General features: G+C 63.6%; 20 protein-coding genes. 10 read left to right on the top strand and 10 right to left on the bottom strand.

Annotated features, from left to right (window positions below; all coding sequences use genetic code 11):
• Position 1: 1 nt before the first annotated feature.
• The 6 genes from AC1DVS_RS15915 to AC1DVS_RS15940 all read right to left on the bottom strand — a co-directional run bounded on the left by AC1DVS_RS15915 (position 2) and on the right by AC1DVS_RS15940 (position 6,865).
• Positions 2-1,120, bottom strand: a complete 1,119-nt coding sequence (locus AC1DVS_RS15915) for an HlyD family secretion protein (RefSeq protein WP_478024594.1) — start codon at positions 1,118-1,120, stop codon at positions 2-4.
• Positions 1,117-1,749, bottom strand: coding sequence for a CerR family C-terminal domain-containing protein (locus AC1DVS_RS15920; protein ID WP_478024595.1), 633 nt, complete (start codon positions 1,747-1,749; stop codon positions 1,117-1,119). The genes AC1DVS_RS15915 and AC1DVS_RS15920 overlap by 4 nt, the downstream gene beginning before the upstream one ends.
• Before the next feature lie 109 nt (positions 1,750-1,858).
• Entirely contained in the window at positions 1,859-3,349 is a 1,491-nt protein-coding gene (locus tag AC1DVS_RS15925; RefSeq protein ID WP_478024597.1) for a flavin-containing monooxygenase, read from the bottom strand.
• An 89-nt stretch (positions 3,350-3,438) separates the two neighbouring features.
• Positions 3,439-5,520: a malate synthase G gene (locus AC1DVS_RS15930; protein WP_478024599.1), complete on the bottom strand. Its 2,082-nt coding sequence runs from the start codon at positions 5,518-5,520 to the stop codon at positions 3,439-3,441.
• 70 nt (positions 5,521-5,590) lie between these two features.
• The gene (locus tag AC1DVS_RS15935; protein ID WP_478024601.1) at positions 5,591-6,043 is read right to left on the bottom strand and encodes a MarR family winged helix-turn-helix transcriptional regulator; all 453 of its coding nucleotides are present in this window, start codon (positions 6,041-6,043) and stop codon (positions 5,591-5,593) included.
• Between the two features lie 45 nt (positions 6,044-6,088).
• Positions 6,089-6,865, bottom strand: a complete 777-nt coding sequence (locus tag AC1DVS_RS15940) for a glutaminyl-peptide cyclotransferase (RefSeq protein ID WP_478024603.1) — start codon at positions 6,863-6,865, stop codon at positions 6,089-6,091.
• 131 nt (positions 6,866-6,996) lie between these two features.
• Here AC1DVS_RS15940 and hppD point away from each other — a divergent pair, with 131 nt between their 5' ends.
• Complete coding sequence (hppD, locus tag AC1DVS_RS15945; protein WP_478024605.1) at positions 6,997-8,070, top strand: 4-hydroxyphenylpyruvate dioxygenase; 1,074 nt, start codon at positions 6,997-6,999, stop codon at positions 8,068-8,070.
• 133 nt (positions 8,071-8,203) lie between these two features.
• Positions 8,204-9,484 carry a homogentisate 1,2-dioxygenase gene (gene hmgA, locus AC1DVS_RS15950; protein ID WP_478024607.1) on the top strand — a complete coding sequence of 427 codons (1,281 nt, stop codon included), beginning with the start codon at positions 8,204-8,206 and terminating at the stop codon, positions 9,482-9,484.
• Here hmgA and AC1DVS_RS15955 read toward each other — a convergent pair.
• Positions 9,445-9,843, bottom strand: coding sequence for a GFA family protein (locus AC1DVS_RS15955; RefSeq protein WP_478024609.1), 399 nt, complete (start codon positions 9,841-9,843; stop codon positions 9,445-9,447). The genes hmgA and AC1DVS_RS15955 overlap by 40 nt on opposite strands.
• 122 nt (positions 9,844-9,965) lie before the next feature.
• On the opposite strand from AC1DVS_RS15955, the gene AC1DVS_RS15960 reads away from it, so the two are divergent.
• The 3 genes from AC1DVS_RS15960 to AC1DVS_RS15970 are packed head-to-tail and all read left to right on the top strand — an operon-like array spanning position 9,966 to position 11,881.
• Positions 9,966-10,310: a YciI family protein gene (locus AC1DVS_RS15960; protein WP_478024614.1), complete on the top strand. Its 345-nt coding sequence runs from the start codon at positions 9,966-9,968 to the stop codon at positions 10,308-10,310.
• On the top strand, positions 10,310-11,530 hold the full coding sequence (locus AC1DVS_RS15965; RefSeq protein ID WP_478024616.1) for an RNA polymerase sigma factor: 1,221 nt from the start codon (positions 10,310-10,312) through the stop codon (positions 11,528-11,530). Before AC1DVS_RS15960 ends, AC1DVS_RS15965 begins: the two co-directional genes overlap by 1 nt.
• Positions 11,531-11,590: 60 nt before the next feature.
• Positions 11,591-11,881 carry a hypothetical protein gene (locus AC1DVS_RS15970; RefSeq protein ID WP_478024618.1) on the top strand — a complete coding sequence of 97 codons (291 nt, stop codon included), beginning with the start codon at positions 11,591-11,593 and terminating at the stop codon, positions 11,879-11,881.
• Between the two features lie 103 nt (positions 11,882-11,984).
• On the opposite strand, the gene AC1DVS_RS15975 is transcribed toward AC1DVS_RS15970, so the two are convergent.
• From AC1DVS_RS15975 to AC1DVS_RS15985, 3 genes are all read right to left on the bottom strand, one after another.
• Positions 11,985-13,394, bottom strand: coding sequence for a pyruvate dehydrogenase complex E1 component subunit beta (locus AC1DVS_RS15975; RefSeq protein ID WP_478024620.1), 1,410 nt, complete (start codon positions 13,392-13,394; stop codon positions 11,985-11,987).
• On the bottom strand, positions 13,394-14,437 hold the full coding sequence (gene pdhA, locus AC1DVS_RS15980) for a pyruvate dehydrogenase (acetyl-transferring) E1 component subunit alpha (RefSeq protein WP_478024622.1): 1,044 nt from the start codon (positions 14,435-14,437) through the stop codon (positions 13,394-13,396). The genes AC1DVS_RS15975 and pdhA overlap by 1 nt, the downstream gene beginning before the upstream one ends.
• 157 nt (positions 14,438-14,594) lie before the next feature.
• Positions 14,595-15,512: a LysR family transcriptional regulator gene (locus AC1DVS_RS15985; RefSeq protein ID WP_478024624.1), complete on the bottom strand. Its 918-nt coding sequence runs from the start codon at positions 15,510-15,512 to the stop codon at positions 14,595-14,597.
• Positions 15,513-15,704: 192 nt separating this feature from the next.
• Between AC1DVS_RS15985 and AC1DVS_RS15990 the strand changes: the two genes are divergently transcribed.
• The 5 genes from AC1DVS_RS15990 to AC1DVS_RS16010 all read left to right on the top strand — a co-directional run bounded on the left by AC1DVS_RS15990 (position 15,705) and on the right by AC1DVS_RS16010 (position 19,570).
• Positions 15,705-16,271 (top strand): hypothetical protein, encoded by a 567-nt coding sequence (locus AC1DVS_RS15990; protein ID WP_478024626.1) that lies wholly within the window; start codon positions 15,705-15,707, stop codon positions 16,269-16,271.
• A 26-nt stretch (positions 16,272-16,297) separates the two neighbouring features.
• The gene (locus tag AC1DVS_RS15995) at positions 16,298-16,837 is read left to right on the top strand and encodes a hypothetical protein (RefSeq protein WP_478024628.1); all 540 of its coding nucleotides are present in this window, start codon (positions 16,298-16,300) and stop codon (positions 16,835-16,837) included.
• Between the two features lie 124 nt (positions 16,838-16,961).
• Positions 16,962-18,245: an MFS transporter gene (locus AC1DVS_RS16000; protein ID WP_478025074.1), complete on the top strand. Its 1,284-nt coding sequence runs from the start codon at positions 16,962-16,964 to the stop codon at positions 18,243-18,245.
• Positions 18,242-19,162: a cysteine synthase A gene (cysK, locus tag AC1DVS_RS16005; protein WP_478024630.1), complete on the top strand. Its 921-nt coding sequence runs from the start codon at positions 18,242-18,244 to the stop codon at positions 19,160-19,162. The genes AC1DVS_RS16000 and cysK overlap by 4 nt, the downstream gene beginning before the upstream one ends.
• A gap of 87 nt (positions 19,163-19,249) precedes the next feature.
• Complete coding sequence (locus AC1DVS_RS16010) at positions 19,250-19,570, top strand: hypothetical protein (protein WP_478024632.1); 321 nt, start codon at positions 19,250-19,252, stop codon at positions 19,568-19,570.
• Positions 19,571-19,885 lie beyond the last annotated feature (315 nt).

The raw sequence follows: 19,885 nt of genomic DNA on the forward strand, positions 1-19,885 counted from the left end.
GTCAGCGGACCTTGACGGTCGGCACCACCGACATGCCGGGCCCGAGCGGATATTTGAGCGGGTCCGGGCCATTCTTCGCGTCGAACTCGATCCGCACCGGCACGCGCTGGACCACTTTCACATAATTGCCGGTCGCATTCTGCGGGGGGAGCAAAGCAAAGGCCTGGCCCGCGCCGCGCTGCACTGAATCGAGATGGCCCTTGAACTCGACATCGGGATAGGCATCGACCTTGATCGTCACCGGCTGGCCGATCCGCATATGCTTGAGCTGGGTTTCCTTGAAGTTCGCCGTCACCCAGACCCGATCGGGCACGATCGCCATCAGCTGGGTGCCGGGCGCGACATAGGAACCGAGGTTGACCTGGCGATTGACGACCTGACCCGAGACGGGCGCGTACAGCCGGTTATCGCCGAGCGTGACCTGGGCCTGCCTGGCCTGCGCCTGGCGCGCCGCGATCACCGCCTGAGCGGCGCCGACCTGACGCCGCGCCACCGCGACCTGCGCGGCAGCGCTCTCGATCTGCTGGCGCGCGGCTGCGGCCTCGGCGGCGGTCGAGCGCGCCTGGGCGCGGGCGGCGTCGAGCTGCTGCGCGGCGACCGCCGACGGATCGATCCTCTGGAGCGCCTGATAGCGGGCGAGATCCTGTGCAGCCTTGGCGGCGTTCGCCAGCGGTGCGCGGGCCTGAGCGGCAGCTTGATCGCGGCTCGCCTCGGCAGCGGCAACCTGTGCACGCGCCTGTTCGAACTCCGCCTCCGCCTGAGTCACATTGGCGCCCGCCTCGGAAACCCGCGCCTCGGGGCCGGCCGCCGAGATCACCGCGAGCAACTGTCCGGCCTGAACATGGCGGTTGTCGAGCTCAGCGACTTCCTTGAGCGTGCCGGCAACGGTCGGTGCGATCCGGACGATATGGGCATCGACAAAGGCGTCGTCGGTCGATTCATATTGGCGGGCGTTGAGCCACATCCACAGCCCGCCGATCACCACTACCGCGACCACGCCGACAAGGATGATCCAGAACAGGGGCTTGCGGAACAGCGAGGGCTTTTTCGCCGCCTCTGCGTTCTCGGGCGCCTGGTTTTCGGTCGCCGGATCGCTCGCGGTGCGCTGATCGTCGCTCATGGGAGTTCCTGTCGTTCGGCTATCAGCCTGTCGAGAATGGCGTCGGTATTGGCGGCGACCCGCGCCCTGAAGGCGGTCGCCGCATCGGCATCGATCGTTTCGCGTTTCAGCAGCTTGAGACACGAGGCACGCGAGGCGCGGATCACGATGACCTGGCCGAACAAGGTGATGGCGGCGATCTGCGCGGTCCAGGCATCACGCCGGCCGGTGGCGATGCAGACAAGCTCGACGAGCCGCTCCATCATCCGGCCCATCAGCCCGCCATAGATCCGTTCGAACGCTTCGGTCGGGTTCATCTGCTCGCGGACGATGAACAGGGACCAGCTGCTATTCTCGTCGCTCGCCATCTTGGTGGCAAAGGCGCTCAGGACTGCGTGGATCGCCGCGCGGGCGTCTTCTGGCGCCTCAGGCATCTGACCGAGGTCGAGCGAGGCGGCCATATACTCGCCCATCTGCACGGCAATGTAATCCGCCGCCGCGAGGTACAGACCCTCCTTGCCGCCATAATGATAGGTGATCGAGGACATCGCCGTATCGGCCGCGGCAGCGATCTCGCGCGTGCTCGCCCCCTCCAGGCCCTTGAGGCCGAATTCGCGAATCGCGATGTCGAGGAGGCGCTGCTGAACCACGCGCCGCAGTTAGTTCGTTCGAACGAACAACGCAAGGCCGCGCATATAGAAATCCGCAATTTCAGGAAGTCAGCCCGAAACGCGGTATTGGCTCATCCGTTCCGAAAGATCAGGCGGCGACGGTCTCGCGCTCGGATTTCGTCGGCTGGCTGGCCGGGACGGGGTTGGAAAATTCCATCCCGTCATCGACTGAGCCGAACCGCAGCGACAATATGTCCCGGGCGTAATTCTGATGGAGCTTCCAGGGTTTCTTGCTGCCCTGTTTGGGGAATTTCTCCATCGCGCGCGTCACATAGCCCGAGGAGAAGCTGAGAAAGGGCTCGGGCGTCAGCACATCGTTGCCGATCCGCGGCGTCGCCTGACGCAGGCCGCGCTTCTTCATCGTGTTGAGCAGGCGGCAGACATAAGCGCAGGTGAGGTCCGCCTTCAGCGTCCAGGAGGCATTGGTATAGCCGAACGACGAGGCCATGTTCGGCACGTCGCTGTACATCATGCCCTTGTAATTGAAGGTCTTCGACAGATCGACCGGCGCACCATCAACGCTGAAGGCGACGTCGCTCAGCAGCTGCAATTCGAGCCCGGTCGCGGTGACGATCACGTCGGCGGGCAGTTCGGTGCCGGATTCGAGCTTGATCCCGGTCGGCGTGAATCGCTCGATCTTGTCGGTGACGACCGAGGCAGCACCCTTTTTGATCGAGTCGAAGAGGTCGCCGTCGGGCACGAGGCAAAGCCTCTGGTCCCAAGGATTGTAGCGCGGCGTGAAATGAGTCGCGATGTCGTAATCCGGGCCAAGCTCGGTGCGGACCATCTCGAGGAGGCGGGCCTTGGTCTTTTCGGGTCGCTTGCGCGCGAGATTGTAGAAGAACATCTGGAACAGCACGTTGCGCCAGCGCGTGATGTCGTAAGCGAGCATGGCCGGCAACTTGCGCCGCAGCCAGTTCGCGAGACTGTCCTCGGCCGGGCGCGAGACGACATAGGTCGGCGAGCGCTGCAGCATCGTCACATGCGCTGCCTTGTCAGTCATCGCCGGCACCAAGGTCACCGCGGTCGCGCCGCTGCCGATGACGACGACCTGCTTGCCGCTATAGTCCAGGTCTTCGGGCCAGAATTGTGGATGGACCACCCTGCCCTTGAAGCTTTCGGCGCCGGGGAAGTCGGGCGTGTGGCCCTGTGCGTAGTTATAATAGCCGCTGCACATGAAGAGGAAATTGCAGGTGAAGCTGACCGGGCCTGCGGGGCCGTCAGCTTCTACCGTCCAGCGCGCATCGGCGGTCGACCAGGCGGCGCGCTTGACGTGGTGGCCATAGCGGATGTGCTTGTCGATGCCATAGTCACGCGCGGTCTCATTGACATACTTCAGGATCGACGGGCCATCGGCGATCGCCTTGGCCTCGGTCCATGGCTTGAACGAATAGCCGAGCGTGTACATGTCCGAATCGGAGCGGATGCCGGGGTAGCGAAACAGGTCCCATGTCCCGCCCATCGCCTTGCGCCCCTCAAGGATCACATAGCTGCGATCGGGGCTCAGCGTCTGGAGGTGCCAGCCGGCACCAATCCCCGAAATTCCCGCACCGACCACGACGACGTCGAAATGTTCCATGGCTCTTTGACCCTCTCCACGATACCCGATATTCGATTTTCATCGGGGACGCAAAGATCGGTTTCGATCCGCAATGCTTTTTTGGTGCGCTACCCCGCAGCCTTCGCCTTTGCGCGGAACGCGTGAAGCAGCGGCTCGGTATAGCCATTGGGTTGGGTCAGCCCCTCGAACACCAGAGCGCGCGCCGCCTGCCAGGCGAGGCTATCCGGAAGCCCCGACATCGGCCGATACAGCGGATCACCGGCATTCTGCACATCGACCTTCGCGGCCATGCGCGTGAAGGCGCCGTCGATATCCGCCTCGGTCGCGACGCCGTGGAGCAGCCAGTTCGCCATATGCTGTGACGAGATGCGAAGGGTTGCCCTGTCCTCCATCAGCCCGATGTCGTGGATATCGGGCACTTTGGAGCAGCCGACCCCCTGGTCGATCCAGCGGACCACATAGCCGAGAATACCCTGGGCATTATTGTCGAGCTCGTCGCGCACCTCGTCGGCGGTCCAGTTGCGTCCCTTTGCAACCGGCACCGTGAGCAACGGGGTGAGCCCCGGGATCGCTTCGCGTGCGAGCTCGGTCTGCCGCTCGAACACATCGACCTGGTGATAGTGCATTGCGTGGAGCGTCGCGGCGGTGGGGCTCGGCACCCAGGCTGTGTTGGCGCCCGAGCGGGGATGCGCGATTTTTTGCTCCATCATGTCGGCCATGCGGTCGGGCGCGGCCCACATACCCTTGCCGATCTGCGCCTTGCCGGAAAAACCATGCGCGAGGCCGATGCGGACGTTGCGGTCCTCATAGGCCTTGATCCAGGCGCTCGCCTTCATCTCCGCCTTGGGGATCATCGGCCCGGCGCGCATGCCGGTGTGCATCTCGTCGCCGGTACGATCGAGGAAGCCGGTGTTGATGAAGACGATCCGGTCTTTCACCGCCTCGACACAGGCAGCGAGATTGGCCGAGGTCCGCCGCTCCTCGTCCATTACGCCGACCTTGATCGTGTGGCGGGTGAGGCTGAGCAGATCCTCGACCGCGTCGAACAGCTGGTTGGTGAAGCCGACTTCCTCAGGCCCATGCATCTTCGGCTTGACGATATAGAGGGAGCCGGCACGGCTGTTGCGATACGCCCCCAGGCCCCGCAGATCATACAGCGCGATGGTGCTGGTCATGATCGCGTCGAGAATGCCTTCGGGCGCCTCGCCGCCATCGGAGAGGCGTACCGCGGGGGTCGTCATCAGGTGGCCGACATTGCGCACGAACAAGAGGCTTCGGCCTGGCAAGGTCAGCGTGCCGCCATCGAGCGCCTCATAGATGCGATCGGGATTGAGCCGCCGCGTGATCGTTCGCCCGCCCTTGTCGAAGCTCTCCTCGAGATCGCCGCGCATCAGCCCGAGCCAATTGGCGTAGGCCGCAACCTTGTCCTCGGCATCGACCGCCGCGATCGAATCCTCGAGATCGACGATCGTGGTCAGCGCGGATTCGAGGATGACATCCGAGATGCCGGCCAGATCGCTGCGGCCGATCGCGCTGGTGCGGTCGACTACCACTTCGATGTGCAGGCCATTGTGGCGAAACAGGAAGGTCTCGCCCTTGCGCCCGACCAGCTGCGACGGATCGCGCAGATTGGGCATTCCACCGCGGCAATTCGCCCATTTCTCGCCCGCCAGCGGCACCGCTTCATCGAGAAACGCCTTGGCATAGTCGATCACCTGCGCACCGCGCACCGGATCATAGCCGCCCGGCACCGCCATGCCCGGCAGAGCGTCCGTGCCGTACAGCGCGTCATAAAGGCTGCCCCAACGCGCATTGGCGGCGTTGAGGACGAAGCGGGCATTGAGCACCGGCACCACGAGCTGCGGCCCGGCCATGGTCGCGATCTCGGCATCGACATTCTCGGTGCCGATCGTGAACGGTGCGGGCTCGGGTACGATATAGCCGATGCCGCGGAGAAAGGCCTCGTCCACTGCGCCACCCGCGACATAACGCGAATCGATCTGCTCCTGCAGCTCGTCGCGCTTCGCCAGCAGAGCGCGATTCTCCGGCGCGAAGCGGGCATAGATGGCAGCGACGCCCTGCCACCATGTGCCGGCATCGATCGCCAGCCCGGGAAGCACCTGCTCCTCGACAAAAGCGGCAAGCGGGGCGGCGATAGTCAGACCGGCGCGATCGAGCATTTCAGGCATTGGACCTCCTGGAGAAAAGCAGCTGCCTGGGGAGGGCTGGAGCGCGCTTAGGCCAGCAGCCCCCTGTGCATCAACCCTGTTCGGGATCGAGCGACGCCGCCGACGCTTCGAGCCGCTCAAGCATCGCCTTGAAGGTCGCGAGCTCGCTTGCCGAAAAGCCGGCAAAGACCTGCGCCTCCAGCTCGAGCGCCTTGGGCGCAACGCTCTCGTACAAAGTCTGCCCCGCAGCTGTCAGCGACAACAGGTGCGATCTCTGGTCGTCGGGATTGGGCCGCCGCTCGACCAGCCCGCGATCGACCAGTGCGATCGCCGCGCGGCTGACCGTCACCTTGTCCATCCGCGTCGCGGCGCCGAGCGCCTGCTGGGTCAGTCCGTCGCTTTCGGCGATCACGGCGATCAGTCGCCATTCGGGAATGCGCAGGCCGAACAGCGCCTGATACGCCGTTGCAATCGCCGACGACACACGGTTCGACGCGATCGACAGCCGATAGGGCAGGAACTGGTCTAGCTTCAGGCTTGGCATTGCGCTCTGCTAGCGCGCTCGGTCGGTTTCGTCACTGGCCATGTGTCAACGAGCCGCCGGCAACCGCACCTCGAACAGCAGCGGCCAGTTCTTTCCCGTGAGAAACAGCCGGTCGCGCGCCGCGTCATAGGCGATGCCGTTGGGAACCGAATCACGGTCGTCGCTGCCGATCTCTGCAGCCAGTGCCGACATGTCGATCCAACCCTTCACCACGCCGGTCGCCGGATCGATGCGCGCGATCCGGTTAGTCAGCCAGACATTGGCGAGGATCTCGCCCTTCACATATTCGAGCTCGTTCAGCTGATCGACCGGCACACCCTCGGCCGTCACGCGCAGCCTGCGCACCAGCTTCAGCGTGTGCGGATCGAGGAAGCGGAGCACCGGGGTCCCGTCCGACAAGATGATGTGCCTGGCGTCGCGGGTCATCGCCCAGCCCTCGCCCGCATAATGGAAGGTGCCGAGCCGGCGAAAGCCGTGCAGCGACCATCGATAGCCAATGCCGCCATGCCAGGTGACGCTGTAGATCTCGTCTCCCCAATCGACCACGCCTTCGCCGAAGACGCCGGGCGGCACGGCGACCTTGGCGAGGATCTTGCCACTGACTAGGTCGACTTTGCGGATCGAAGATTGCCCTTCCTGGCCGGTGCTTTCGTAAAGCGCTCCGTCGCGGAAGAACAAGCCCTCGGTGAAGGCGGTTCTATCGTGCGGGAACCGGGCGACCACCTCGGGCTGCGACATCGGCAAATCAGCATGTGAGGCAACCGGCACCAAGGCCGACAGCAGTGCGACAATTCCGGCAAGCCTGCGAAAACGCTCGATCATGGAACTGCTGTGACGGCTGCGCGTCCGGTTCGCAATGCCAGACGAGATCGCACGATCTGGGAGTGGACCTGCGCCGCCTTGTTCGCTATATAGTTTCATCTGATACCACTTGCCCGCACGGAGCAACCGCCATGACCGATCCGACCGACAACCCCATGGGCCTGGACGGCTTTGAATTCGTCGAGTTCACCGGACCCGATCCCGATGCGCTTGCCGACCTGTTCGTGAAGATGGGCTTCACCCATGTCGGCACGCACCGCTCGAAGAATGTCCGTCGCTATGCGCAGGGCGACATCAACTTCCTGCTCAACATGGATGCTGCGGGCCAGGTCGCCGATTTCCGCCAGCAGCATGGCCCCTCGGCCAATGCGATGGCGTTCCGCGTCGCCGATGCCGCCAAGGCGCTGAAGCTTGCGGTCGAGCGCGGCGCGACGCCCGTCGAGGGAAAGGTCGGCCCGGCAGAACTCAACATTCCGGCGATCGAGGGCATTGGCGGCGCCAATCTCTATTTGGTCGATCGGCGCGGTGCTGCGACGATCTATGATATCGATTTCGAGCCGGTCGAAGGCGCCTCGCCTGACCAGCATTCGGTCGGCCTGCACACGCTCGACCATTTGACCCACAACCTCCAGCGCGGCCGGATGGATTATTGGGCGAATTATTACGAGCGCATCTTCAACTTCCGGCAGATCCGCTATTTCGATATCGAGGGCCAGGCGACGGGCCTGTTCTCCAAGGCGATGACCGCACCCGACAACAAGATCCGCATCCCGCTGAACGAAAGCCAGGACGAGCATTCGCAGATCGAGGAATTCATCAAGGACTATAAGGGCGAAGGCATCCAGCACCTCGCGCTGGCGACCGATGATATCTTCAAGACGGTCGATGCGCTCCGCGCCAACGGCATCCGCTTCCAGACGACGCCGCAGACCTATTTCGACCTGATCGACAAGCGCCTGCCGGGGCATAACCACGACGTCGAGGAAATGCGTAAACGCGACATCCTGATCGACGGTGCGCCTGAGACTGGCGGTGGCCTGCTGCTGCAGATCTTCACCGAGAATATGGTGGGGCCGATCTTCTTCGAGATCATCCAGCGCAAGGGCAATGACGGCTTTGGCGAGGGGAACTTCAAGGCGCTGTTCGAGAGTATTGAGCTGGACCAGATCCGAAGGGGCGTGGTGCCTGGTGCTGTGGAGGCTTGAATCCTTCTCCCGGCGGGAGAAGGTGGCGCGTAGCGCCGGATGAGGGTGACTAATAAAGGTCACCCTCACCCTCCCATCGCTTCGCGATGGGCCCCTCCCTCTCCCGCTGGGAGAGGGGTTTTGGAGCATCTCGATGCCTGACTACCAAACCGGCTTCGGTAACCATTTCTCGACCGAGGCGATCCCCGGCGCGCTACCCGTCGGCCGCAACTCGCCCCAAAAGCCGCCTTTCGGCCTTTATGCCGAGCAGCTCAGCGGCACTGCCTTCACTGCACCGCGCGATGAGAATCGGCGCTCATGGCTTTATCGCCTGCGCCCTTCAGCCGCCCATCCCGCCTTTACCCGATACGAGGGCGCGAAACAGTTTGCGCCGGGGCTGAGCAAACAACCCCTCGCGCCCAACCGCCTGCGCTGGGGGCCACTCGATATCGAAGATGCTGACTGGCTCGACAGCCTCACCACGATGGTCGTCGCCGGCGATGGTCCGAAAAGCCAGGCGGGTGTCGCGATGCACATCTACCGCGCCTCGAAGGACATGGTCGATCGCGCGTTCGTCTCGGCCGATGGCGAGCTGCTGATTCTGCCGGAAATGGGCGCTCTCACCCTGTTTACCGAGCTCGGCCGCATCGACGTAAAGCCACGCGAGATCGCGCTGATCCCGCGCGGCGTGCGGTTCCGCGTTACCCTGCCCGATGGCAAGGCGCGGGGCTATGTCGCCGAGAATCACGGGCAGCCCTTCCGCTTGCCCGATCTCGGACCGATCGGCTCGAACGGCCTTGCCAACCCGCGCGATTTTGAGACGCCGGACGCCTGGTTCGAGGACCGCGAGGGCGATTTCGAGCTCGTCCAGAAATTCCTCGGCTCGCTCTGGACCACCAATCTCGGCCGCTCGCCGATGGACGTGGTTGCCTGGCACGGCAATTATGCGCCATGGAAATACGACCTCGCCCGTTTCAACACGATCGGCACGGTGAGCTTCGACCATCCCGACCCCTCCATCTTCACCGTCCTCACCTCACCGAGCGACGTGGCCGGCACGGCAAATGTCGATTTCGTGATCTTCCCGCCGCGCTGGATGGTCGCCGAAGACACGTTCCGCCCGCCCTGGTTCCACCGCAACGTGATGAGCGAATGCATGGGACTCATCTCGGGCGCCTATGATGCCAAGGCCGACGGCTTCGTCCCGGGCGCCTTGTCGCTGCACAATCAGATGAGCGGCCACGGGCCCGATGTCGCGAGCTGGAAGGGCGCAAGCGAGGCTGAGCTCAAGCCGCACAAGATCGAGGGAACCATGGCCTTCATGATCGAAAGCCGCTGGGTCTTCACCCCGACCGAGCAGGCGCTCGAAACCAGCGCGCTCGATGAGGATTATGATCAGGTCTGGTCGGGCTTCCCGAAAGCGTCGCTGCCATAGGGGTCGTCGACGAGAGTCATGTTCGCGCCCTCCGTGGCGCGAATGAGCACCGAGGCAATGTCGAAGCCTTCGAGGCAGAAGATATTGACGCCGAAATGGTCGGGCGCTGCGCGCTTGCGGTGGAAGACATAGATGCCGCAGCGGCTGCAGAAATAATGCTTCGCCCGGCGGGTGTTCCATTCGTAAAGGGTGAGCGCGTCCTCGCCCGCGGTCACCGTCAGCGCGTCTTCCGGCACCTTGGTCATCACCGCGTTGCGCTTCACGCAGATCGAGCAATCGCAGGTGGTGAGTTCGGCTATGTCGAAATCCACCTCGAACCGCACTGTGCGGCAATGGCATGCCCCCTCGTGCACCGTCATATCTCCACTTCTCCTCGGCAGGCGCCTCAAATAAATTTGCACGGACTGTCGAATCCGCTCCCCCTCGCCCGTCTCCGCGGTACGATCGCATTCAGGCGATCGGCGAAAGACGGAGAAGACCCATGCAATATATGCTGCTGATCTACGAGGACGAGGCGGGTTATGGCGACAACCAGGATTCGCCCGAACTTCGCGACATCACCGCGCGCCACATGGCGCTGGTCGGCGAGCTCGGTTCGACCCTGGTCTCGGGCGCCGGCCTGATGCCCACCGCAACCGCGACCACGGTGCGCACCAAAAGCGGCAAGCAGGCCGTGCATGACGGCCCCTTTGCCGAGACCAAGGAGCAGCTGGGCGGCTATTATCTGATCGAGGCGCCCGATCTCGACGCCGCCATCGCGATCGCCAAGCGGGTGCCGCTCCGCGTCGAGGGTGCGATCGAGGTGCGGCCGCTGATCGTCCACTGATGACCGCGCTGGACCGGGCCGCGCGCGACCATAAGGGCCGCGTCATTGCCGCGCTCGCGGCCCGGTTCCGCGACCTCGATCTGGCTGAGGAGGGTTTCGCCGAGGCATGCGCCCGTGCGATGACGGCCTGGGTGCCGATCCCACCGCGCGATCCGGCGGCGTGGTTGTTCCGCGTCGCCGACCGCGTCGCGCTCGATGCGCTCCGCAAACAGGCGATCCGCGCGGGCGCCGCCCTGCCCCCGCCCGATCCGGAGCCCAATGCGGAGGATCTGCTGATGGCCGATTCAGCGCTGATCCCCGACGAACGGCTGCGGCTGATCTTTATCTGCTGCCATCCGGCGATCCATCCCGAGGCTCGCGCTGCCCTCACCCTCAAGCTGGTCTGCGGGCTCTCGACACCCGAGATCGCCCGCGCCTTCCTTATCTCCGAGGCAACGCTCGCGCAGCGCCTGGTGCGCGCGAAACGCAAGATCGTGGATGCCGGCGTGCCGTTCGAAATGCCTGGACCGGAGGCATGGGCGGAAAGGCTGAGTGCAGTGCTCAGCACCATCGAGATCGCTTATGCCAAGGCGCATGAGGATGCGGGCGGCGCCGGCCGCCATGCCGGCTATGCGCGCGAGATCCTCGGCATCACCGCAACGCTGGCCAGCCTGATCCCGCAAGAGCCTGAAGTGTTGGCGCTCGCCGCGACAGTACGGTTCGCCGAGGCACGACGCCCGGCGCGGATCGATGCGGACGGGATGATGGTGCCGCTCGATCGGCAGGACCCGGTCTTGTGGGACAAGGCGCTGATCGCCGAAGGGCGCATCCACCTCGCCCGCGCGCTTGCCCTTGGCTCGGCCGATGCACGAACGCTGCAGGCGCTGATCCACGCCGAATGGTGCCTTCGCCGATCGCGCGACGAGCCCGCGCCGTGGCGATCGATCCTCGTCCTCTATGACGCGCTGCTCGAGCTGCGCGACGATCCGGTCATCCGCCTCAACCGCGCGGTCGCGCTCGCTGAGGTTGCCGGGCCCGCGGCGGCGCTGGTGGAAGTCGATGCGCTTGATTCCACGATGCTGGCGGATTTCCTGCCCTGGCATGTCGTCCGCGCTGACCTGCTTGCCCGTTTGGGACAGAATGACGCGGCTTGCTCAACCTATGACGCCGCGCTCCAATTGGGGCCCGAGAAAGCCGAACGACTTTGGCTCGAAGCACGGCGGGCCGCTTCGGGCCAATAGCTGATTTCTTCGTTCGACAGAGCCACCACTGGTCACCGTTCCTCCCGCACCGTCGCGGCGGTGGAAATTCCCTGTTATTTCCGCGGAACAGGGAATTTTTTATTTTTTCTCGACGCCGCTCTCAGCCTGAATTCACAATTTTATGAATATTTACAATTGTTTATGGAAATCCGTATCGCCGCACTCAGCTCCGGAACAGGGAATAACAGGGAATTATCAGGGAAAATGCGCAGGGCAGCCACCATCGATGGCGCTCCGCGCAGCATTCTGGATCCGGACGATAAGAAAGAGCGGCTCGGGCTTCTGAGACGTCCCGTGCGCATCTTATGGCAGATCCAGCGATGCGGTTGAATCGCGCCACCGCGCCGCGGACGGGCGGCGATGGTTCCAATTCAGTGCTCGCGCCCTGCTGACCGAGATGTCTCGCAGCTTGTCGGGCGCGGGCCCCGCGGGATCAGCGGTACGTCACCTTCTTTACCGCAGCGACGATCTTCTCGGCACTCACCAACGCGAGCTTTTCGAGATTGGCAGCATAAGGCATCGGCACGTCTTCGTTATTGACCCGGAGCACAGGCGCATCGAGATCGTCGAAGCCTTCCTCCATCGCGATCGCCACGATCTCGGAACTGATCGAGCAGGTCGGCCAGCCTTCCTCGACCACGACCATCCGGTTGGTCTTCTTCAGGCTCTTGAGCACGGTCGCCTTGTCGAGCGGACGCAGCGTGCGCAGGTCGATCACCTCGGCCTCAATGCCCTGTCCGGCCAGTTCCTCGGCCGCTTCGAGCGCAAGCCCGACGCCGATCGAATAGCTGACGATCGTCACGTCCTTGCCCTCGCGCATGATCCGAGCCTTGCCGATCGGCAGGACATAATCGTCGAGCACCGGCACTTCGAAGGTCCGCCCGTAGAGCAGCTCATTCTCGAGGAACACGACAGGATCGTCAGTGCGGATCGCTGCCTTGAGCAGGCCCTTGGCGTCGGCCGCATCATAGGGAGCGATCACGATGAGGCCGGGGACGGCGGCATACCAGGGAGCATAATTCTGGCTGTGCTGCGCACCGACGCGGCTCGCTGCGCCATTCGGACCGCGGAACACCATCGGGCAGCGCATCTGGCCGCCCGACATGTAATTGGTCTTGGCCGCTGAATTGATGATGTGGTCGATAGCCTGCATCGCGAAGTTGAAGGTCATGAACTCGACGATCGGGCGAAGCCCGCCCATCGCCGCGCCCGTGCCGACCCCGGCAAAACCATATTCAGTGATCGGCGTGTCGATGACGCGCTTGTCGCCGAACTCGTCGAGCAGGCCCTGGGTTACCTTGTACGCACCCTGATATTGCGCGACTTCCTCGCCCATCACGAAGACGCGGTCGTCCTTGCGCATTTCCTCGGCCATCGCATCGCGCAGCGCTTCGCGCAGCGTGATCTTGACCATCTCGGTGCCGGCCGGGATTGCGGGGTCCTTGACCTCGGCATCGTGCTTCGCCGCATCGTACATCTGGCGGGCGCCGGTCTCGACCTGCTTCGGCTCGGGGGTCGGCTCGGTCTTCTGGTCAGCAGGCTCTTCGACAGGCTTCTGGGCCGCTGGTGCGGCTGACGCGGCCGGCGCTGCGGCCTCCTCGCCTTCAGCATTCAAGGTCGCGATAACAGTGCCGACCTTCACGCCGTCAGTGCCCTCGGCGACCAGGATCTCGCCGATCGTGCCTTCGTCGACCGCTTCGAATTCCATCGTCGCCTTGTCGGTCTCGATCTCAGCCATGATGTCGCCGGACTTGACGGTGTCGCCTTCCTTGACGAGCCATTTGGCCAGTGTACCCTCTTCCATGGTCGGAGAGAGCGCCGGCATCTTGATCTCGATCGCCATCAATAGGACTCCACCAGCACGTCGGTATAGAGCTCGGCTGGCTCCGGTTCAGGCGTCTGCTCGGCGAAATCTGCGGCTTCGTTCACGATCTTCCTGATCTCCTGATCGACCTTCTTGAACTCATCCTCCTTCACGCCCTGCTCCTCGAGCAGCTTCCTGACGTGATCGATGGGATCTGACTTGTCGCGGACTGACTGGACTTCCTCCCGGCTGCGATATTTCGCCGGATCGGACATGGAATGGCCGCGGTAGCGATAGGTCTTCATCTCGAGGATGATCGGCCCCTTGCCGGCACGAACCCATGCGAGCGCCTCTTCGGCGGCACCACGGCAAGCGAGCACGTCCATGCCATCGACCTGGATGCCCGGAATGCGGAAGCTCTCGCCGCGCTTGTAGAGCTGGTCCTCGGCCGACGAGCGGTTGACGCTCGTGCCCATCGCGTACTGGTTGTTCTCGATGACATAGATGACCGGGAGCTTCCACAGCTCGGCCATGTTGAAGCTCTCATAGACCTGGCCCTGATTGGCCGCGCCGTCGCCGAAATAGGCGAGGCACACGCCGCCATCGCCCTTGTATTTGTGGCTGAAGCCAAGGCCCGTACCGAGCGACACCTGAGCACCGACAATGCCGTGGCCGCCATAAAATTTATGCTTGATGCTGAACATGTGCATCGAGCCGCCCTTGCCCTTCGAGATGCCTGCCTGGCGCCCGGTGAGCTCAGCCATCACGTCCTGCGGGGGGATGCCGCACAACAGCATATGGCCATGGTCGCGATAGCCGGTGATCACGCTGTCATTTTCGGTGAGCGCTGATTGCAGCCCGACCGCGACGGCTTCCTGGCCGATATAGAGATGGCAGAAGCCGCCGATCAGGCCAAGGCCGTAAAGCTGGCCGGCCTTCTCCTCGAAGCGCCGGATGAGCAGCATCTGCTTGTAGAATTCGAGCAATTCGGCACTTGAGGCCTTGTAGGGCGTGGGTTCGTCAGGACGCTCACGATTGGGCGTCAGGGGCTCGCTTTTGCGAGATGCGGGGGCTTTGGCCACGTGCGCGAAACCTCGTTTCCGTAGGGGAGGAAGCGCGCCTATAGGCCCGATCCTGCATCGACTTCAATCGCCCAACGCATCAACATTGGCTGAGTGCCGTGGATGACTGCATGCCTACCGGCTCACCCGGACGCAACGTGCTGTTTTTGCCCGATCCTCAGTCTCCATCCGGACGGCCGCACGCAGTCGGCGTCCTTCCCTCCAGCCATTCCCGAAAGGCAGCGAACACCGGGGAAGGCTTGCGGTCGCGGCGATAGAGCAGGTTGATCGGCCAGGCGACCTCGGGCTCGAGCACGACAGCGACGACCGAGCCGGGCGGCAGCGTGGCGATGATCTCATAATCGAGGAAGCCAACCGCATCGCTGTTACGAACGAGCTCGGCGGCGGTGCGCTGGGTGCCGGCCTCATGGACGATCGAGGGCTGGATACGAAACTCGCTGATCATCGCCTCGACCGCGACGCTGCTATTGTGCGAGCGGACGGTGAGCACGAACGGGAGCCCGTCAAGCTCGCGGAAATGGACGCTGGTGCGCTCAGCGAGTCGATGGCCCGGCGCTACGGCGACGGCCATCGTCCGGCGACCGATCGCCAGCGTGGCGAGATCGATTCCAGGCGGTGCGGGGCCGATCACCGCGCCGAAATCGACCTCGCCGGTTATGATGTCCTTGAGCACAAGGTCGGGTGCGGTGACCCGCAGATCGGCCCGCACCTGGGGATGTTCCTTCATGAAGGCGCCGACCAGCGCCCCGAACTCGCCCTCCGCAAGCACCGGGATCGCAGCGGCGGTGAGCGCGCCATGAAGGCCAGCCTTCAATTCGCGGATCGTGTTCTGGATCGTGCGCAGGCCTGCAAAGTTGCGTTCAACCGAGGCGAGCAGCACCTGGCCCGGCTCGGTGAGTGCCATGCCGTAACGGCCTCGCTCGAACAGCTTGAACCCACACGCCTGCTCGAAGGCGAGGATCGTGCGGGTGACGCTTGGCTGGGTGGTATGGAGCCGCTCGGCGGCGCGCGTCGCCGAGCCGGTATCGGCAATCGCACGGAAGATCTCGAGCGCGCGGACGTCGATCAGCATCATCGCAAACATTCCCCGGTGTATGTTTCTGCGTGCAGGCACATGCGGCGAAGCGCGACGGACGCGGCGCTCCGCAGCCATATCAACGGCGTATGGATCGGCCCGCAACAGGAATTTGATCGTTTCGCCCGCGAATCCCAGAAGTTCGGCCGCCGGCGCCCCGGATAGGCGCGGCTTCATTCGCAGGAGAGAAGCATGACTATCGGCTTCAGTAACGACACCTTTCTGAGCAGGAACGGCGTGACCGCCGGGAATGACCAGAACGGCAACGCAATCAAATTCACGAGCCAGGATGCGGAGTACCGCGTCTACATTCCCGGCAAGGACGCGAACAAGAGCACCGCCGGCCTCAACAGCGCGGGCCAGCTGGTGGTGACGCTGTCGATCGACCACATCATCGGCACCGAACTCAGCAAGGACGATCACGCGACCGCGACGATGACCTTCGACACAGACGGCAGTCTGCTCCGGACCGACATGGCGGTCACCTTCGAGGATAGCGGGCCGCTGACGATCCCGTCATGGCTGGTCGCGGATGTCGACATCACCGTCGCGCTACTTGGCCTGATCAGTGCGCCGGAGAGCGGTGGAGAGTCGCTGGGCGTCGCGGCCGAGGTCATCGAGGACATCGACGACTTCGTGAAAGTCTTCAACAAGATCACGGCAGGAATCCGCAAATTCACCGATGACGGCGGGAGGCTGAATTTCCCCGCGGTGGTGGCGGCCGAAATGAACCGGGCGTGCGTCTCGGTCACCGTCTGAGCCCCCCATATTCCAGGAGACAGACCATGGCGCAGATAAGCTTCGACCATAATGCGTTCGGCGATGCGATGTACGTCGAGAGCCTGATCATACTCGACGATTATGATCCCAATCATCACGGCTGGGAGCTCAATGACGGCCAGACAATGGGCTATAAGCTCGATGGCAACAGCTACCAGACCTGGTGGCACGATGTGACTCGATGCCGCGACGACTGGGCGATCATGGTATCGTCCAAGACCGACCATAAAAGGTCGGGCAAGGATGATCATCTGGTACTGATCGCCGTGTTCAACCGTGACCATCATCTGGTCGCAGCGCAGGCCTCGGTACAGACCATCCAGTACGGCGAAACCGGCAACACGGAGGTGATCTGGGCCAAGCTGGCGGACGGCCAGGTGCCGGATGCAAATACCGATGCGCAGGTTGCGAACGACGTCTCCAATGCGCTGGTGACGGTGATCGAGGGGATCCTTGGCGACACGGATGATGGTGGTTTCTTCGACCTCCGGCTGGTCGCCTATCATAACCTGATGTGCATGGTGAAAGCGGTGAAATATCAGTGACGGGGGCGCGGCGCGGGCGGCCTGGGCCGTCCGCGCCGCGAACCTTTCGGGCACATCAGAAGTTTGACCCGCCCAAGGAAAGAAGATTGCCGCGCGCAGGATCGGGCGCTTAAAGGCACCCGTGATGGAGTCGCCCCCGCACCCCTTACGCATCGCCAATTTCCGCGCCTATTGGCTCGCACGCTTCATGATGACGCTGGCGCAGAACGGCATGATCATCGTGATCGGCTGGCAGACCTATACCATCGCCCGCACGACCATGTCCCCGGCGGGCGCCGCTGCCCAGCTCGGGCTGATCGGGCTGCTCCAGTTCGTACCCCTGTTCGTATCGACGCCCGTAACTGGCCTGGTGGCGGATCGCTTCGACCGCCGGCTGATCACGCGGTGCACGGTCTCGCTTCAGCTATTATGCGCGCTGATTCTGGCCATGGCGACCTATGAAGGCTGGATGACGCTGCCGGTGCTGTTCTCGGTTGCGGTGTTGCTTGGCGTCGCCCGCGCCTTTGCCGGCCCGGCCTTCTCGTCCCTGGCGCCCAATCTGGTGCCGCGCGAAGTGCTGCCGACCGCGATCGCGCTCAGCTCGATCTCATGGCAGGTCGGCACGATCATCGGCCCGGCGATCGGCGGCTTCGCTTACTCGATCGCTCCCTCCGCTGCCTATTTCCTCGCGACTGGGCTGTTCGGCGTGGCGTTCCTCTGCCTGTTGCTGATCGGGCCGGTGCCGCGCACCACGAAGATCGCCAATGCGCATCCGCTCAGGCAGATCGCCGACGGCCTTGCCTATGTCGGCCATAACAAGATGATCCTCGGCACGATCACGCTCGATCTGTTCGCTGTGTTCCTCGCCGGTACCAGCGCCGTGCTGCCGATCTATGCCCATGACATATTGCATGTCGGGCCAAGGGGCTTGAGCCTGCTCGCGGGAGCGCCTGCCTTCGGCGCGGCCGTAACCGCCCTCTTCTTCTCGTTCCGGCCGATCAAGACCAATGTCGGGCCGAAGATGCTCGGCGCCGTTCTGGTCTATGGCAGCGCGACCGTGGCCTTCGGCCTGTCGGAGGTGATGCCGCTCAGCCTGATCGCTTTGGCGATCGCGGGCGCGGCCGACATGTTCTCGGTCTATATCCGCCAGTCGCTGATCCAGCTCTACACGCCCGACGAGATGCGCGGCCGGGTTGGGGCTGTCTCGCAACTGACCATTTCAGCGTCCAATGAGCTCGGCGAGGCGGAATCGGGTTTCCTCGCCTCGATGCTCGGGCCGGTCGGCGCAGTGCTGGTCGGCGGCGGCGGCGCGATTGTCGTGACGATCCTTTGGACCTATCTCTTCCCAGCCATTCGCAACGCCAAGACATTCGACCCACCCACAACACCGCAAGACGCGTCAGACATTGAGATGGAGGCAGCACGATGAAAGCCAACACGATCCTCGAGACGATCGGCAACACACCGCATATCCGCGTGCAGAAGCTGTTCCCGGGCGCGGAGGTGTGGATCAAGTCCGAGCGCTCGAACCCGGGCGGCTCGATCAAGGACCGGATCGCGCTTGCCATGATCGAGGCGGCCGAGGCATCGGGCGACCTTAAGCCCGGCGGCACGATCATCGAGCCGACCAGCGGCAATACCGGTGTCGGTCTGGCGATGGTCGCCGCGGTCAAGGGGTACAAGCTGATCCTCGTCATGCCCGAAAGCATGTCGCTCGAGCGCCGCCGGCTGATGTTGGCTTATGGCGCGACCTTCGATCTCACGCCGCGCGAAAAGGGCATGAAGGGCGCAATCGAGCGCGGGCTCGAGCTGATCGCGCAGACGCCGAACAGCTGGATGCCGCAGCAATTCGAGAACCCCGCCAATGTCGCCGTCCATGCCCGCACCACCGCGCAGGAGATATTGAACGACTTCCGCGATTCGCCGATCGACGTGATCATCACCGGGGTCGGGACCGGCGGCCACATCACCGGCGTCGCCGAGACGCTGAAGAAGGAATGGCCGCACCTCAAGGTCTATGCGGTCGAGCCCGAAGCATCGCCGGTCATTTCGGGCGGCCAGCCCGGCCCGCACCCGATCCAGGGCATCGGCGCCGGCTTCATCCCCGCCAATCTCCATACCCAGGCGATTGACGGCGTGATCAAGGTCGATGCAGCCGTCGCCAAGGACATGGCGCGCCGCGCGGCGACTGAGGAAGGCATGCTGGTCGGCATCAGTTCCGGTGGGACGCTGGCGGCGATCCTGCAGAAATTGCCTGATCTACCCGATGGCGTACGGGTGCTCGGTTTCAATTATGACACCGGGGAGCGCTATCTTTCGGTACCGGATTTCCTGCCCGAAAGCTGAGCGGTTCTCGCGCAAGTTAATCTCGCGCAAACTATCCGCCTCCGCTATATTCCTTCTGCGATGCGGGGGCATCGCGGGGGAAGCGAAATGCGCAAGGCGATGATTTGCGTCAGCGTGATGCTGGTGCTGCTACAGGTATGGCCGATGCTGTTCGGGCACCGGGCGGGCGAAGCGTCCGCTGCGATCTCTGCCGAAATCGTTGCGCCGAAGGTGATTCCAGCGGTCGCGACGACGCAGGCGATCCCGGTTCCGGCGGCGGTGAGCGTGCCCGGGGATGGCGCGCCTGTGGCTTGCTACAAACACTATACGGCGGTGTTCGCAGCCTGCTCGCGAGATGATCAGGCCTGTCATATCAAGGCAGCAGACCAGTGGGACGTGTGCGAAGCGACCGGGTTCTGGCCGAAATAAGAGGCTGATTTAGATCAAGATAATATGTCACGCGGATGGGTCACGAGGCGCGCGGATCTAGGGTCGAGCGCGGCCGGCCGGCTTGGTTTCGGAACCCACCGCCCTGCATCTTTCATTGAAGCTCTTCCGGATTGAGGCCGGGATTCGGTTGCGACGTCCCTGCAACCAGGCGCCCGGCCTCCGCCGGGAAAGGTCCTTTCCTGGCAGCATCAATTCCCCTACCCCCTGCCGCGGCGTCAACCAGCGCTAGCGATATAAGCAGTGGCAAACAGCGACGTGCAGTCGCCTCGATCTCGCCTCACCGCGCCGCGACTC

It is taken from the genome of Sphingomonas sp. P3_C5, from assembly GCF_056402635.1.